This is a genomic window from Bradyrhizobium sp. Kon56, from assembly GCF_055807635.1.
This window is the reverse complement of sequence record NZ_JBVVOU010000007.1, coordinates 75675-89190: the sequence shown is the minus strand read 5'-3', so window position 1 is coordinate 89190 and position 13516 is coordinate 75675. Positions and strand designations below refer to the sequence as shown.

Genomic DNA, 13516 nt, shown 5'->3' with positions numbered 1-13516 from the left:
TCAGATCCCTCTTAGCTCTTCACCAGCACCGGGCCTGAGCCCGCCGGACGCTCGTTCTCCATGAGGATGCCAAGACGCTTGGCGACTTCGGTATAGGCCTCGAGCAGCCCACCGAGATCCCTGCGGAAACGGTCCTTGTCGAGCTTCTCGTTCGACTTGATGTCCCACAGGCGGCAGCTATCCGGCGAGATCTCGTCGGCGACGATGATCCGCATCATCTCGTTCTCGAACAGCCGGCCGCACTCCATCTTGAAGTCGACGAGGCGGATGCCGATGCCGAGGAAGAGACCGGTGAGGAAGTCGTTGACACGGATGGCAAGTGCCATGATGTCGTCGATCTCCTGCGGTGTCGCCCACCCGAAAGCGGTGATGTGCTCTTCCGACACCATGGGATCGTTGAGCTGGTCGTTCTTGTAGTAGAACTCGATGATCGAGCGGGGCAGCTGCGTGCCCTCCTCGATGCCGAGGCGCTGCGACAGCGAGCCGGCGGCAACGTTCCGCACCACCACTTCCAGCGGCACGATCTCGACTTCGCGGATCAATTGCTCGCGCATATTGAGGCGGCGGATGAAATGGGTCGGCACCCCGATGTCGTTGAGGTGCTGAAACAGGTACTCCGAGATCCGGTTGTTGAGGACACCCTTGCCCTCGATCACCTGATGCTTTTTCGCATTGAACGCGGTGGCGTCATCCTTGAAGTGCTGGATCAGGGTACCGGGCTCCGGGCCTTCGTAAAGAACCTTTGCCTTGCCTTCATAAATGCGACGCCGACGGCTCATGGGGATGTACCGTGTTTTGTTGAAATCCATGTATTTGGTGTGCTCCGGTTGACGAGACTACGACCCACAGCGGAGCTGCCGTGAACGGCCCGGAACCCCTAGAAAACAGAACGGGAACCCAGCCTGAGGCAACCTATCCGATTGGCTGTCCCAGCACAATCGATCCGGCCGTCCGGCATCAAACTTATACCGCCTTGCCTGCGGCTTAACGGCTCGTTGTTTTGCCGATTCCTGCCCCCTATCTAGGCATGCACCGGGGCTCTCGCAACGAGGGCCAGCCGGGTCCAGTCAGCAGGGAATTGGAAAAGGCATGAGCACGTTGGACAAGCGCGAGGAAGGCTTCGAGAAGAAGTTTGCCCTCGACGAGGAGCAGAAATTCAAGGCGGAAGCCCGCCGCAACCGGCTGCTCGGGCTGTGGGCGGCCGAAAAGCTCGGCATCACGGGTGATGCCGCCACGGCCTATGCCAAGGAGGTGGTCGCGGCCGATTTCGAGGAAGCCGGTGACGCCGACGTCTTGCGCAAGGTCATGGCCGATTTCGCCGCCAAGAACGTGGCCGTCACCGAACAGGCGATTCGCGCCAAGATGAACGAGCTGATCGCGGTGGCGGCGGCCGAGGTGAAGGCCGGGAAATAAGGCGAAGCATCATTCCGGGGCCACGTCTGCGACGCGCCCCCGGAATGCCAACCAGCTATCCCTCCTTGAACCCATATTCCGGCACGTTGCCGCTGGCGCCGTAATATTTGTACGGCAAGAATTTGCCGCTCATCGTGAACTTGACGCGGTCGCCCTTCGGATTCGCCACGCGCTCGATCGCCATGTCGAAGTCGATCGCCGACATGATGCCGTCGCCGAACTCCTCCTCGATCAGCGCCTTCCAGGCCGGGCCGTTGACCATCACCATCTCGTAGAAGCGGTAGATCAGCGGGTCGGTCGGCGGCATCGGCGTGCCGGTGCCGCGCATCGGCACCTCGTTCAGCATGGCAGTCTCCGCCTTCGACAGGCCGAACAGTTCGCCGGCGTTGGCCGCCTGCGGCTTCGTCAGTTTCATCTGGCCGAGGATCGCGCCTGTTATCAGCACCTCGGAATAGCCGCCGATCTTCTCGCAGATATATTTCCAGCTCCAGCCCTTCTCGCGCTTGATGTCGAGCAGCTTCTCGGTGAGGTCTTCGCGTTTCATGTCAGGGTCTCCTTGGCTAAGACTATGTCGCGCCGGCTCATTTCCTCGAGGCAGCGGATAGACGCGACGCTTTTTTGTGCCACTTTGGCAGGCACGAAACGTGCCAATGACCGGGGCTACGGATTTACGTGCCTCGCCTCATCGCCTCGGCAATGCTTCCGTAAATCCCCTGATCGCATCGAGCACCGGCTGCTGATCGCCCGCGAAGAACCAGTGATCATTGCCGTCGAGCTCGACGAATTGCGCACCTTTGATCCGGCTCGCCACATCGCGGCCGGCCGCGATCCGTACGGCCTTGTCGTCCCGACGATGCAACACCAATGTCGGCATGGCAATTTGCGGCAAAAGCTGCCGCACGTCGGCGTCGCGAAACGCCTCGAGCACGGCCGAGATGCCGCCGGGACTGGAGGCCGCGCGCAATAGCCCCGCCCACCAGGCGCGGGCCTGGGGATCGCCGGCAAGGCTGGGTGCGAAGGTCTCAATCCCCACCGGACCTCCCCATTGCGCGATGAGGTGCTTGCTCCAGGCGTCGTACTGGCTGGCGCGCAACGCGTGCGGATAGTCCTGCGACCAGCAGCCCTTGGCCAATGCACCGAACAGGATGAGTCCGGCCACGAGACGCGGCTCGTCGACGGCGAATTTGATGCAGGCCGGCCCGCACTCGGATGCGCCGAACAGCACGACGCGGCGCGCATCCGCGGCGCGCAGCACGGTGCCGATATCCTCCGCGGTGACGTCGATATCAGGCGCCGACCCAACCCGGTCGGACAACCCGATCCCGCGACGATCGAACACGATCAGACGCCCCAGCTTCGTCAGTGAGGCCAGAAAGGTTCGGCTCGCCGGATGCTCCCAGGCGCGTTCCACATGCGATACGAAGCCGGGCATGACCAGGATGTCGAGCGGACCGCTGCCATAGGTCTGATACGCCAGATGCACACCGGCGCCCTTGACGTAGCGCGTCGCTGGTACGGGGTGTGCCGCCGCAGGACTCATCAACGCCGCGGTCTCGGCTTCGGGCGTAACACCAAGCTCGTCACGCAGCCGCCGCGTCAGTGCCGCATGGTGCCGCTCTGCCGCGCTGCGGTCGCCCGCCAGCAGCAGGCTGCGGATCAGATGCCGGCCATAGACCTCGCTCAAAGGATCGAGCTCGGCCAGACGGGTCGCATGCGCGGTCGCGGCGAAGTAGTCTCCGGCAGCGGTCTTGTCCTGCACCAGACGCTCCAGCGCGTGCATCAGCCGTCCCCGCAGCGCCTCGCGGCGGAAGAACGCCCAATCGTCGAATTCCGGACAGTCCTCCGGGGAGAAGCCTGCGAGGAAATCTCCGCGATAAATCTGGCAGGCTTCGTCAAAGTCACCGCGATCGCAGGCGCTCTCGAAAAGATGTGCATCGACCTGCAGCGCGACTGCCGGAGACCATCGCAGACTGGTGCGGTCGGTCTCGAACACCTGCTGACCGAGCGTCAGCTCGATTCGGTGAAGCAGCCGCCGCAACCGCGCAAGGCCGGTCTCGCGGTCAGTTTCAGGCCACAGCAGCGTCGCCACGATTTCGCGGGCCACAGCGCCCTTGGCCTCCGCGAGATAGACCAGCAGCGCGAGGCCCTTGCGCAAGGCCAACTTGATCGGGCGGCCGTCGGCGTGGACCTCAGGGAACCCGAATGTCCCCAGCGAGAAAGCCGTCATGAAAGTCCTCCCTCCCCTTGCGACGCCCCCGGGGGACGCACAGGGGACGGTCCGGCAATAGCAGTCGGGGCAGATCGAGCCTGCTCGCGGGCGAGCAATTCAGGCTCCTGAATGCGGCACGGCTGCATTAGGCACAATAGGAAAAAACATGATCTCGCGCCTCCTGATCCTGCTCTACGCCATCGTGAGCTACGTCATCTTCACGGTCTCATTTCTCTATGCGCTCGGTTTCGTCGGCAATTATGTCGTGCCCAAATCGATAGATATGTCGATCGATAAGTCGATCGATGTCGGCAGCCCGACGGAGCTGAGCGTGGCCGTCGTCGTCAACCTGCTGCTGATGAGCCTGTTTGCGATCCAGCACAGCGTGATGGCGCGGCCGGCCTTCAAACGATGGTCGGCCAAATTCCTTCCCCTCGCCTGCCAGCGCAGCACCTATGTGCTGCTCTCCAGCCTGGTCCTGCTGTTGCTGTTCTGGCAGTGGCGTCCGATCCCGACGCCCATCTGGGAGGCGAGCGGAACGGTGGCCTGGTTGCTGATCGGCGTGCATTGGCTCGGCTGGCTGATCGCGTTCGCCTCGACCCACATGATCGATCATTTCGATCTGTTCGGCCTCCGCCAGGCCTTCGTTGCGTTCCGCGGGAGCGAGATACCAGGTCAATCCTTCAGGACGCCGCTGCTCTACAAGATCGTGCGGCACCCAATCATGCTGGGTTTCCTGCTCGCGTTCTGGGCTACGCCCGAGATGACCGCCGGCCATCTGCTGTTCGCGCTCGCGAACACGGCCTACATCCTGATCGCCCTGCAGTTCGAGGAGCGCGATCTGATCGCCGAGTTCGGCATGACCTATCAGCAATATCGCCACCGCGTTCCGATGCTGGTGCCGCGTCTCTTCACGCGCCGCCCGGCGGACGAGCGCCAGCCCCCTCGCTCCGCTGGTGCACCCCGATGAGCGCAGTGCCATGCCGCGCATTTGCGGTCGAGCGGGGGCCCGTTCAGGTGGCAGCAAACGCCGCCGTGTTCGCTGATACCCTCGATGGGCTCGACGCCAGCCTATTTCTCGTCGACACAGACGGACGTCTGATTCACGCCAATACCGCCGGGCAGGCCATGCTCGATGCGAGCGACGTCCTCCTCGAGCTCCGTGGGGTTCTGATGGCCTGCGATAGCACGGTCAGCCAGACGTTGCGGCAAGTCTTCGCGGCAGCGGGACGCGGCGACCAGGCGCATGGCATCAACGGACTCGCGATCTCGATGATCGGGCTGGACGGAGAACGCCACGTCGCCCATGTCCTGTCGCTCACATCGGGCATGCGCCGCAATGCGTCTGCCGCCTGCAGCGCGGTTGCCGCACTGTTCGTCCGCAAGGCGGCGCTGACAATATTGCCTCGTTCGGAAGCTCTCCGTAACGCGTTCAAACTGACGCCAGCCGAACTGCGTGTGATGCTCGCGATCGTCGAACTCGGCGGCGTTCCCGAAGTGGCGGCGGCACTCGGCGTCGCCAATACGACGATCAAGACGCATGTCCGGCGCCTGTTTGAAAAGACCGGTGCAGCGCGACAGGCAGATTTCGTCAAGCTTGTCGCGGGATATGCGACGCCGTTACGCAAACCTGCCGAATGCAGACAATCCGTTGGAGCGACACGATGAGAGCAATTCTATGCAGCTCATTCACCGGACCCGGCGATTTGCGCCTTAGTGAAATCGACGAGCCGAAGCCGTCCGGCGACGAGATTCTGATCGCCGTCCATGCGGCCTCGGTCAGTTTCATGGACCAATTGGTGGTCTCGGGTCTCTATCAGATGCGGCCGCCGACGCCCTTCGTGCCCGGCACGGAAGCATCCGGTGTCGTCGTCGCGGTCGGCGACAAGGTCACGGGATTCGCGCCTGGCGACCGCGTGGCGTGCAGCGCCTGGACCGGCGGCTACGCCGAACGGATGATAGCGAAGGAATCGAAAACCGTGCGACTGCCGGATGGCGTCGCATTCGAAGCCGCGGCGACGGTGCTGCACAATTACGGCACGGCCTATTATGCGCTGGTCGAGCGGGCCCGGGCGCAGCGCGACGAAACGCTGTTCGTCACCGGTGCGGCCGGCGGAGTTGGCCTTGCCGCGGTCGACCTTGGCCGCCACCTGGGCCTGCGCGTCGTCGCCGGTATCGGCTCCGATGACAAGGCGAACCTGGTGCGCGCCTACGGTGCCAGCGAGGTCATCAACTATCGCACAGAGAATCTGCGCGACCGGATCAAGGCGATCACCGGTGGCGAAGGGATCGACATCGGCTTCGACAATGTCGGCGGCGCGATATTCGAGCAGATGGCCCGGTCGATGAAATGGGGCGGACGGCTGATGCCGATCGGCTTCACCAGCGGCGAAATTCCACAGCTCCCGATGAACCTTCCGCTGCTGAAGAACTATTCCATCCTCGGCGTCTTCGTCGGCGCCTGGGCGGAGAAATTCTCAGCTGATGCCGCGCGTATGAACGCCACGCTGATGCAATTGCTGGCCGAGGGAAAAATCCGTCCGCACATCGATCGCGTCCTTCGTTTGGAGGAGGCCGGAGAAGCCATGCGCGCCGTGGCCAACCGAACGGCTCAGGGGCGAATTGTCCTCAAGATCAGGTAAGGTGAGCCGGAAAGAGAGAACAAAACCGATGACACAGATCATCATCGACAAACGCTTTTGCGGTCCTCCGAACTCCGGCAACGGCGGCTATGTCTGCGGCCGGCTCGCCCGCCACATTCCCGGCGCCGCGGAGATAACGCTGCGCGCGCCGCCGGCGCTGGACACTCCGCTCGATGCGGTCGCAACCGACGACGGCACATGGGAGCTTCGCGACGGCAACAAGATCGTCGCGACCGGGCAGCCGGCAAGCGTGGAGCTTTCGCGACTGGAGACAGCCAGCTTCGAGGACGCCTGCGCCGCCGAATTGCTGACGCCGGTCAAGCCGCACGAGCATCCATTGCCGACATGTTTCGTGTGCGGTCCGGCAAGGGCGAAAGGCGACGGCTTGCGCATTTTTGCCGGCTCGCTCCGTGGTCACAACGCCGTTCTCGCGGCGAGCTGGACGCCGGATCAGAATCTCGCCGCCGACGACGGCCTCGTCGCGCCGGAATTCCTCTGGTCGGCGCTCGACTGCCCCACCGGTTTTGCCTGCAATTGCGATCCACAGAGCGGCGGCTTCGACAAGGCACCGCTGCTGCTGGGGCGAATGTCAGCACGGATCGAAGCCCGCCCGCGCCCGGGAGAACGCTGCATCATCACGGCCTGGCCCATCGGCCGCGACGGCCGCAAACGCGCGGCCGAAGCTGCGCTTCACGATGAAGCCGGGAGATTGCTGGCGGTGGCGCGAGCGACATGGATTGCGGTCCAGCGCGAAGTGCAGCTCGGACGTCCTTCGTAAGGTGGCCGAAGGCGCGCAGCGCCATGCCCAGCACTTCCGTCTCGGTACGTGAGATGGTGGCACGCTTCGCTTTGCCCGCCTTAGGAAGCCTGATCGAGGTCAGCGGCTCGCTCGCAGCGAAAGGAGCTCAACGTCGGCCGCCTGCTTCTCGATGAAGGTCTTCGGGCAATCGGCCGCCGCCTGATCCAACAGCCTAAGCGCCTCTTCCTTGGAGCCGCCCTGCAGTGCGCGCTCGGCAATATAGAAATTTGCCTCGCAGAACTGCCACTTTCTCTTCATCGGGTCGGCGTCGTCCGCCGCGCTGAGCACTTGCTCCGGCGCCATCTTGCCGAGAAAGAGATTGACGATCGGCGCGGGCCATTTCGTCGCGTCCAGCTGCTTCGCAGCCTCGCTCAGCCGGCTCTGTTGGTCGCTGCGCTTTGCAACGATTTCGCGCCATAAAACCGGATAGGCATCCTTTGGATTGAGCTGGATTGACTGATCGAGGTCAGCCAACGATTTTGCAAAAGAAGCGCTCTGCCAATAGACCCTTGCACGATGAAAGTAGGCGCGCGCATCCCTGGCATCGAGTCGTACAAGTTGATCGTAGTCCGCAAGCGAGCGGTCGAAGTCTCCTTTGGCCCTGTACGCGTTGCCGCGAGACGATATTGCATCCTTGTCCTTGGGATTTAGGCGAATCGCCTCATCGTAATCTGCGATAGCGCGGTCAAGATCGCCTTTCGCGTAGTAGGCTACCCCGCGAGCGCGGAGCACAGGGCCGTCCCCTGAAGCGAGTGCAATTGATTCACCCGCGACGGACGTGGAAATGGGGTCACCGTCCTGACCTTGAATCCGCGTCTGCCGACCACCCGAGATCCCTTGATCCTGATGTAGCAGCCGGATCACCTGGTCGTAATCGGCGATGGCGCGATCATAGTCGCCCTTTTGAGCATAGACGACACCGCGGCAGCCGTAGGCAGTCCGGCTTTGTGGATTCAGCTCGATGACCCGGTCGTAGTCGGCGATAGCGCGGTCGAGTTCGCCCAGCTGAGAGAAGGACTCGGCTCGGAAGTAGTAGAAATTCTCCTTCGTTGGCCTGATCGGCGTGGTTTGATCGAGTTCGGCCAATGCACGTTCTCTATTGCCCTTGGCGAAGTAAACCCGACCCCGGCACAGTTGGCCGCCGCCGGTTTGGGGGCTGATCTCGACCGCTCGATCACAGTCGGCCATGGCCCGATCCGGATCCCCCTTGCTAATGTAAGCAAGGCCTCGCTCGACATACGCTATGACATTGTCCGGATGGATCAGGAGAGCCTGATCATAGTCGGCGATGGCGCGGACGAAGTCTCGTCTCGCCGAATAGACGTGAGCACGTCCGATATATGCGTAGGTACTCTTCGGATCGAGCTCGATTGCCTTGGCGTAATTTGACAGCGCGGCCTCGGGCTGTCGCTTTTGAATAAACGCAGACGCCCTCGCGATACGGGCGTTCAGATTGCCCGGATCGCGCTCGATGATCTGATTGTAGTCCGCGATCGCAAAGTCGATCTCGCCCTTCTGGCGGTAGAACATGGCGCGGCGGAAATGCGCCATGATCACAGCTGGCTGCATACCGGTCGCTGCCTCGATCATGGCGGTGCAGCCCGCAATGCGGTCATCGACACTGAAATTGCCGCCGCGTTGCACTTGGCTCAAGGCCATTTCCGCACGAGCGCCCGATATTTCGAGCAAGGTCGCCAACGCCAACGCGCTTACGCCTGCTGCCGCACAAACGAGCGCGCGGCCTGTCATTCCGAACATGCAGTCCCCAACTCAATTCCCGGGGACGACATTAGCAACCGGTCATGCTCTTGCACAGCCCTCGGTTGCGGCGCTCGCAAACCGGCGGCGTGCCCAAAGTTATGTTGTTTCCGCCATCATCCCTGCAACCGTACCAGCTCCGCCTCGAGATCCCGCTCCACGTCCGCAGCCCGCATCTCGATCACGCGATAATCGCGCGCCTCGAGCCACGCCCGCCGCGACGCGCGATCCGCGACGATCGTCTCATTCTCGCCCGTGTTCACCAGTTCGATCGCGATCCGTTGCGGGAACGAGACGAAGTCCGGGATATGCCGCCCCACAGGAGTCTGGCGCTTGAACTGGCCTGCGAAGCGGCGGTCGCGTGTGAGGGCCTGCCAAAGCAGCCGCTCGGCATCGGTTGGGTTGCGGCGGAGCAGACGGGCGAGGCCGCGCACGCTGGAGCCGCTGTCGGGGACGCCGCCGCCCTGACCGTGCTCGGCCAAAAGCGCACGCAGCCGCGTTGCCTGCTCGCCGTCGAGCACGCCGCCTTTGGCCGGGCCCTTGCGCCCTTCCGCGATCGCCATCACGACCCCATGGAGGGTGTGCATGTCCTGTTTGGTCGGCTCCATCCGGCTGAAGATGTTGCGCAGGTTCACCAGCATGGTGTCGCGCTTCTCGGCCGGGCGCAGAAATTCGACCCGGTCGAGTTCGCGGATCAAATTGTCGAAGAAGGCCTGCATCTGGTGCTGCGAGGCGCGCTCAGAGCGCTCCGGCATGGCGTGCGGCAGCTCGCCGGAGGTCGCCCGCTTGAACCATTCGTAGCCGACCAGCAGCACCGCTTGGGCGAGGTTGAGCGAGGCAAAGCCCGGATTGACCGGGAAGGTAATGATGCGGTTGGCGAGCCCGACCTCCTCATTGGTCAGGCCCCAGCGCTCCCGGCCGAACAGGATACCGGCCTTGCCGCCGGCGGCGACGTGCCCGGAAATCTCGCTAGCTGCGGCTTCCGGCCCCACCACCGGCTTGGCTTGGTCATGGGGGCGCGCGGTGGTGGCGAACAGCAGGTCCAGGTCGGCGACGGCCTCACCGACCGTGTCGAACAATTCGACCTTGTCCAGAATATAGTCGGCCCCGGCCGCGGCGCGCTGGGCGGCGATGTTGGGCCAGCCGTCGCGAGGGTTGACGATGCGCAATCGGCTCAGCGCGAAGTTGCCCATGGCGCGCGCGGCCATGCCGATGTTTTCGCCAAGCTGCGGCTCGACCAGGATCACGATGGGACCGTCGAGGGAAAGGCCCGCTTTGCTCTTGTCAGTCCCGGACATCTCGCTTCGCTTTCACACTGGTTCTCAAGGTCTTGGACAGGCGCTCTTCATGAACTGATTCAAGGCCGGTCCTGACCTGGTCTCGACCTGCTCTCGGGCCGGCTGCCCGTTCGCCTGTCGTTTGCCTGTCCTGACGAAATTCTCAAGGGAAATAACGGGTTGGATTCGACTTTTGAATCTTGCCTGAACCCTCTGCCCGGCCCCCGCGGCAGGGCTCCTCCCGCCCCCCATCTGCGGAGGCTGGATGAGCTAAAAGTGCATAATCCCTTGGCTTTCGCCCGCTGCTATCAGGTGCTAAGAGGCGGCGGATATTCCCGTGGCGCGCCACAAGCGCCGTTCCCAAGAGGCTTCCCCGATCATGGCAAAAATCAAGGTGTCCAACCCCGTCGTCGAACTCGATGGCGACGAGATGACCCGGATCATCTGGCAGTACATCAAGGACAAGCTGATCAACCCGTTCCTGGATGTCGAGCTGCAATATTTCGACCTGGGAATGGAGTACCGCGACCACACCAACGATCAGGTCACGATCGACGCCGCCGAGGCGATCAAGAAGGTTGGCGTGGGCGTCAAGTGCGCCACCATCACCCCGGACGAAGCGCGGGTGAAGGAGTTCAACCTCAAGCAGATGTGGAAGTCGCCGAACGGCACCATCCGCAACATCCTCGGCGGCGTGATCTTCCGCGAGCCGATCATCTGCAAGAACGTGCCGCGCCTGGTTCCCGGCTGGACCAAGCCGATCATCATCGGCCGCCACGCCTATGGCGACCAGTATCGCGCCACCGACATCAAGTTCCCGGGCAAGGGTACGCTGACGATGAAGTTCGTCGGCGAGGACGGCACCGTCATCGAGAAGGAAGTGTTCAAGACCCCGGGCGCCGGCGTCGCGATGCAGATGTACAATCTCGACGATTCCATCATCGACTTCGCCCGCGCATCGTTGAATTACGGCCTGCTGCGTAACTACCCGGTCTATCTCTCGACCAAGAACACGATCATGAAGGTCTATGACGGTCGGTTCAAGGACATCTTCCAGGACATCTACGAGCGCGAGTTCAAGAAGGAATTCGACGCCAAGGGCCTGACCTACGAGCACCGCCTGATCGACGACATGGTCGCCTCCGCGCTGAAATGGTCCGGCGGTTATGTCTGGGCCTGCAAGAACTACGACGGCGACGTGCAGTCCGACACGGTGGCGCAGGGCTACGGCTCGCTCGGCCTGATGACCTCGGTTCTCCTCACCCCCGACGGCAAGACGGTAGAAGCCGAAGCTGCCCACGGCACGGTCACCCGCCACTATCGCGAGCACCAGAAGGGCAAGGAGACCTCGACCAACTCGATCGCGTCGATCTTCGCCTGGACCCGCGGCCTGTCGCACCGCGCCAAGCTCGACAACAATGCCGAGCTCGCCAAGTTCGCCAACACCCTGGAGAAGGTCTGCGTCGACACCGTCGAGGAAGGCTACATGACCAAGGACCTCGCGCTCCTGGTTGGCGCCGACCAGCGCTGGCTCTCGACCACCGGCTTCCTCGACAAGGTCGCCGAGAACCTCGGCAAGGCGCTGGCGGCGTAAGCCGTCCGCATTTCGCCCGACTGGGACGGACATCATCACGGGCCGCGTCGCAAACGCGGCCCGTTCGCTTATTTGGACCTTTGCGCGGAGATGCGACCATGTCGATCAAGCTTGCCGTCCCCTGCCTGTTGCTGCTCGCTGGACCGGCTGTGGCCGCCGACCCGCTTCCCGACGCCATCGCCGCGCCCGGCGAGAGCATCGTGCTCAGCGTCCACGCCGAGGGCGCGCAGGTCTATGAATGCAAGGCCGGCACCGACGGCAAGCTCGCCTGGGCTTTTCGTGAACCGATCGCGACGCTGCTGTCCGAGGGCAAGACGATCGGCCGGCACTATGCCGGACCGAACTGGGAGCATGCCGACGGCAGCGCCGTGGCCGCCAAGGCCGCCGGCAATGCGCCGGGTACCACCGCCGCCGACATTCCCTGGCTGAAGCTGGAAGTGACCGCCCACCGCGGCAGCGGCGTCCTCACGCCCGTTACCACGGTTCAGCGCATCAACACCCATGGCGGCAAGCTCGACGGCGCGTGCGACAAGGCCGGCGACTTCAAGAGCGCGCCCTATTCAGCCGACTACGTCTTCCTGAAGAAGGGCTGAGCGCTCAGCGGTCGGTGCCGTCGCGCTCCGCCTGCGCCAGCTCCGCCACCGCAAGGTCACCGCTGCCCTCCAGTCGCGCCTTTGCGGTCTTGTGGACGTGCGCGGCCAGCGTCGGCATGCGTTCGATCAGGGCGTGAAAGTCCTGGGCGTCGAGCACCAGCAGCCGGGTCTTGCGTGTCGCCGTCACCGTGCCGCTGCGTTTTGTCTTATGCAGCAGCGCGATCTCGCCGAAGAACGTGCCATCCGCGAGCCGCACCTGCTGGTTCGGCAGCGCGATCTCGACCTCGCCGGCGGTGATGAAATACATCGACGAAGCCGCATCGCCCCGCCGCACCAGGATCTCGCCCTCCTCGATCGTGCGCGCCCGCAGCAGCCGCATGATGTCGGCGATCTCGGATGCGCTGAGATGCGAGAACAGCGGCACCCGCGCCAGCATACCCCAGGTGACCACGAAGTCGCGCCGCTTCACCTCTTCCGCAAACGCCGTCGAGATGATCGCGACCGGCAGCGCGATCATGGCAAAGCCGCTGATGATGGTGAAGACGGAGATGAACTTTCCGAGCGCCGTCACCGGCACGACGTCGCCGTAACCGACGGTGCCAAGCGTCACGATCGCCCACCACATCGCCTGCGGAATGGTTCCGAGCTTGTCCGGCTGCACGTCGCGCTCGATGGCATAGAGCAGCGAGGCAAACGTCAGCACCGCGCCGATCAGGATGACGATGCAGCCGATCAGCGCCCGCCGCTCCGCGTGCACGGCCGCGAGCAGCGACCGCATCGCCGGCGAGTAGCGCACCAGCTTGAAGAACGGCAGCACGCCGAGCGCTGCCAGCGTTGCATGCCGGCCCGTGGCCAGCACGACCGCGGCCGGCAGGAACGCGAGCAGATCGATGATGCCGAGTGCGGAGAAGACATAGCTGAGCCGGTCGGACAGCGCGGACGCTGCGCGCTGGGTATGGCCCGCCACCGTCCACAGCCGCGCCGCATATTCCAGCGCGAACACGATCACGGACAGGATGGTGATCGCCGAAAACAGCGCGCTGAATTGCGCGTCCAGCTCCGGCACCGAGGCAAGCATCATCGCGATCACGTCGAGCACGATGACGGCGATGATCAGCTGGATGAAGCGGGACCCGACCGAGTAGGCCAGCGGATCATGCTCCAGCAATTCGTAGAGGCGATCCCTCAGATTGGGATCGCGGAGCCCAATTCCTCGCGGAACGGGGCGCAC

The 13516-nt window shown here is 63.5% G+C and carries 13 protein-coding genes; 7 read left to right on the top strand and 6 right to left on the bottom strand.

Annotated elements, in window-relative coordinates:
• Positions 1 to 11: 11 nt before the first annotated feature.
• A complete protein-coding gene (purC, locus tag AC0L3B_RS13500) occupies positions 12 to 779 on the bottom strand; it encodes a phosphoribosylaminoimidazolesuccinocarboxamide synthase (protein WP_008974302.1) in 768 nt (255 codons plus the stop codon).
• A gap of 310 nt (positions 780 to 1089) precedes the next feature.
• Here purC and AC0L3B_RS13495 point away from each other — a divergent pair, with 310 nt between their 5' ends.
• Positions 1090 to 1413 carry a DUF1476 domain-containing protein gene (locus AC0L3B_RS13495; RefSeq protein WP_018455521.1) on the top strand — a complete coding sequence of 108 codons (324 nt, stop codon included), beginning with the start codon at positions 1090 to 1092 and terminating at the stop codon, positions 1411 to 1413.
• Between the two features lie 55 nt (positions 1414 to 1468).
• Here AC0L3B_RS13495 and cynS read toward each other — a convergent pair whose 3' ends face one another.
• Both cynS and AC0L3B_RS13485 read right to left on the bottom strand, forming a co-directional pair.
• On the bottom strand, positions 1469 to 1957 hold the full coding sequence (gene cynS / locus AC0L3B_RS13490; protein ID WP_018455520.1) for a cyanase: 489 nt from the start codon (positions 1955 to 1957) through the stop codon (positions 1469 to 1471).
• A gap of 138 nt (positions 1958 to 2095) precedes the next feature.
• Positions 2096 to 3640 (bottom strand): bifunctional AfsR/SARP family transcriptional regulator/alpha/beta hydrolase, encoded by a 1545-nt coding sequence (locus AC0L3B_RS13485; protein WP_085349365.1) that lies wholly within the window; start codon positions 3638 to 3640, stop codon positions 2096 to 2098.
• Between the two features lie 148 nt (positions 3641 to 3788).
• Between AC0L3B_RS13485 and mddA the strand changes: the two genes are divergently transcribed.
• Genes mddA through AC0L3B_RS13465 form a run of 4 tightly spaced genes read left to right on the top strand, consistent with a single transcriptional unit; the run spans position 3789 to position 7042 of the window.
• A complete protein-coding gene (mddA, locus tag AC0L3B_RS13480; protein ID WP_473332445.1) occupies positions 3789 to 4592 on the top strand; it encodes a methanethiol S-methyltransferase in 804 nt (267 codons plus the stop codon).
• 47 nt (positions 4593 to 4639) lie between these two features.
• Positions 4640 to 5290 carry a helix-turn-helix transcriptional regulator gene (locus AC0L3B_RS13475; RefSeq protein ID WP_018455517.1) on the top strand — a complete coding sequence of 217 codons (651 nt, stop codon included), beginning with the start codon at positions 4640 to 4642 and terminating at the stop codon, positions 5288 to 5290.
• Positions 5287 to 6264, top strand: a complete 978-nt coding sequence (locus AC0L3B_RS13470) for an NADPH:quinone oxidoreductase family protein (RefSeq protein WP_473332443.1) — start codon at positions 5287 to 5289, stop codon at positions 6262 to 6264. The genes AC0L3B_RS13475 and AC0L3B_RS13470 overlap by 4 nt, the downstream gene beginning before the upstream one ends.
• A gap of 28 nt (positions 6265 to 6292) precedes the next feature.
• Entirely contained in the window at positions 6293 to 7042 is a 750-nt protein-coding gene (locus AC0L3B_RS13465) for a PaaI family thioesterase (protein WP_368507646.1), read from the top strand.
• Between the two features lie 99 nt (positions 7043 to 7141).
• On the opposite strand, the gene AC0L3B_RS13460 is transcribed toward AC0L3B_RS13465, so the two are convergent.
• Together AC0L3B_RS13460 and AC0L3B_RS13455 are read right to left on the bottom strand one after the other, a co-directional pair.
• Positions 7142 to 8821, bottom strand: a complete 1680-nt coding sequence (locus AC0L3B_RS13460) for a tetratricopeptide repeat protein (RefSeq protein ID WP_473380512.1) — start codon at positions 8819 to 8821, stop codon at positions 7142 to 7144.
• A gap of 116 nt (positions 8822 to 8937) precedes the next feature.
• Positions 8938 to 10119 (bottom strand): TrmJ/YjtD family RNA methyltransferase, encoded by a 1182-nt coding sequence (locus AC0L3B_RS13455; protein ID WP_473380511.1) that lies wholly within the window; start codon positions 10117 to 10119, stop codon positions 8938 to 8940.
• 358 nt (positions 10120 to 10477) lie between these two features.
• Between AC0L3B_RS13455 and AC0L3B_RS13450 the strand changes: the two genes are divergently transcribed.
• Both AC0L3B_RS13450 and AC0L3B_RS13445 read left to right on the top strand, forming a co-directional pair.
• Positions 10478 to 11692 (top strand): NADP-dependent isocitrate dehydrogenase, encoded by a 1215-nt coding sequence (locus AC0L3B_RS13450; RefSeq protein WP_018456365.1) that lies wholly within the window; start codon positions 10478 to 10480, stop codon positions 11690 to 11692.
• A 98-nt stretch (positions 11693 to 11790) separates the two neighbouring features.
• Complete coding sequence (locus tag AC0L3B_RS13445; RefSeq protein ID WP_473332439.1) at positions 11791 to 12285, top strand: DUF3455 domain-containing protein; 495 nt, start codon at positions 11791 to 11793, stop codon at positions 12283 to 12285.
• 4 nt (positions 12286 to 12289) lie between these two features.
• On the opposite strand, the gene AC0L3B_RS13440 is transcribed toward AC0L3B_RS13445, so the two are convergent.
• Complete coding sequence (locus AC0L3B_RS13440) at positions 12290 to 13516, bottom strand: cyclic nucleotide-gated ion channel (protein ID WP_473332438.1); 1227 nt, start codon at positions 13514 to 13516, stop codon at positions 12290 to 12292.

What these genes read in the sequence shown, in the direction of transcription:
- AC0L3B_RS13470 (WP_473332443.1), top strand. Translation starts at nt 5,287, where the DNA reads ATGAGAGCAATTCTATGCAGCTCATTCACCGGACCCGGCGATTTGCGC.
- AC0L3B_RS13455 (WP_473380511.1), bottom strand. Translation starts at nt 10,119, where the DNA reads ATGTCCGGGACTGACAAGAGCAAAGCGGGCCTTTCCCTCGACGGTCCC.
- AC0L3B_RS13445 (WP_473332439.1), top strand. Translation starts at nt 11,791, where the DNA reads ATGTCGATCAAGCTTGCCGTCCCCTGCCTGTTGCTGCTCGCTGGACCG.
- cynS (WP_018455520.1), bottom strand. Translation starts at nt 1,957, where the DNA reads ATGAAACGCGAAGACCTCACCGAGAAGCTGCTCGACATCAAGCGCGAG.
- AC0L3B_RS13495 (WP_018455521.1), top strand. Translation starts at nt 1,090, where the DNA reads ATGAGCACGTTGGACAAGCGCGAGGAAGGCTTCGAGAAGAAGTTTGCC.
- AC0L3B_RS13485 (WP_085349365.1), bottom strand. Translation starts at nt 3,640, where the DNA reads ATGACGGCTTTCTCGCTGGGGACATTCGGGTTCCCTGAGGTCCACGCC.
- AC0L3B_RS13465 (WP_368507646.1), top strand. Translation starts at nt 6,293, where the DNA reads ATGACACAGATCATCATCGACAAACGCTTTTGCGGTCCTCCGAACTCC.
- AC0L3B_RS13450 (WP_018456365.1), top strand. Translation starts at nt 10,478, where the DNA reads ATGGCAAAAATCAAGGTGTCCAACCCCGTCGTCGAACTCGATGGCGAC.
- AC0L3B_RS13460 (WP_473380512.1), bottom strand. Translation starts at nt 8,821, where the DNA reads ATGTTCGGAATGACAGGCCGCGCGCTCGTTTGTGCGGCAGCAGGCGTA.
- mddA (WP_473332445.1), top strand. Translation starts at nt 3,789, where the DNA reads ATGATCTCGCGCCTCCTGATCCTGCTCTACGCCATCGTGAGCTACGTC.
- purC (WP_008974302.1), bottom strand. Translation starts at nt 779, where the DNA reads ATGAGCCGTCGGCGTCGCATTTATGAAGGCAAGGCAAAGGTTCTTTAC.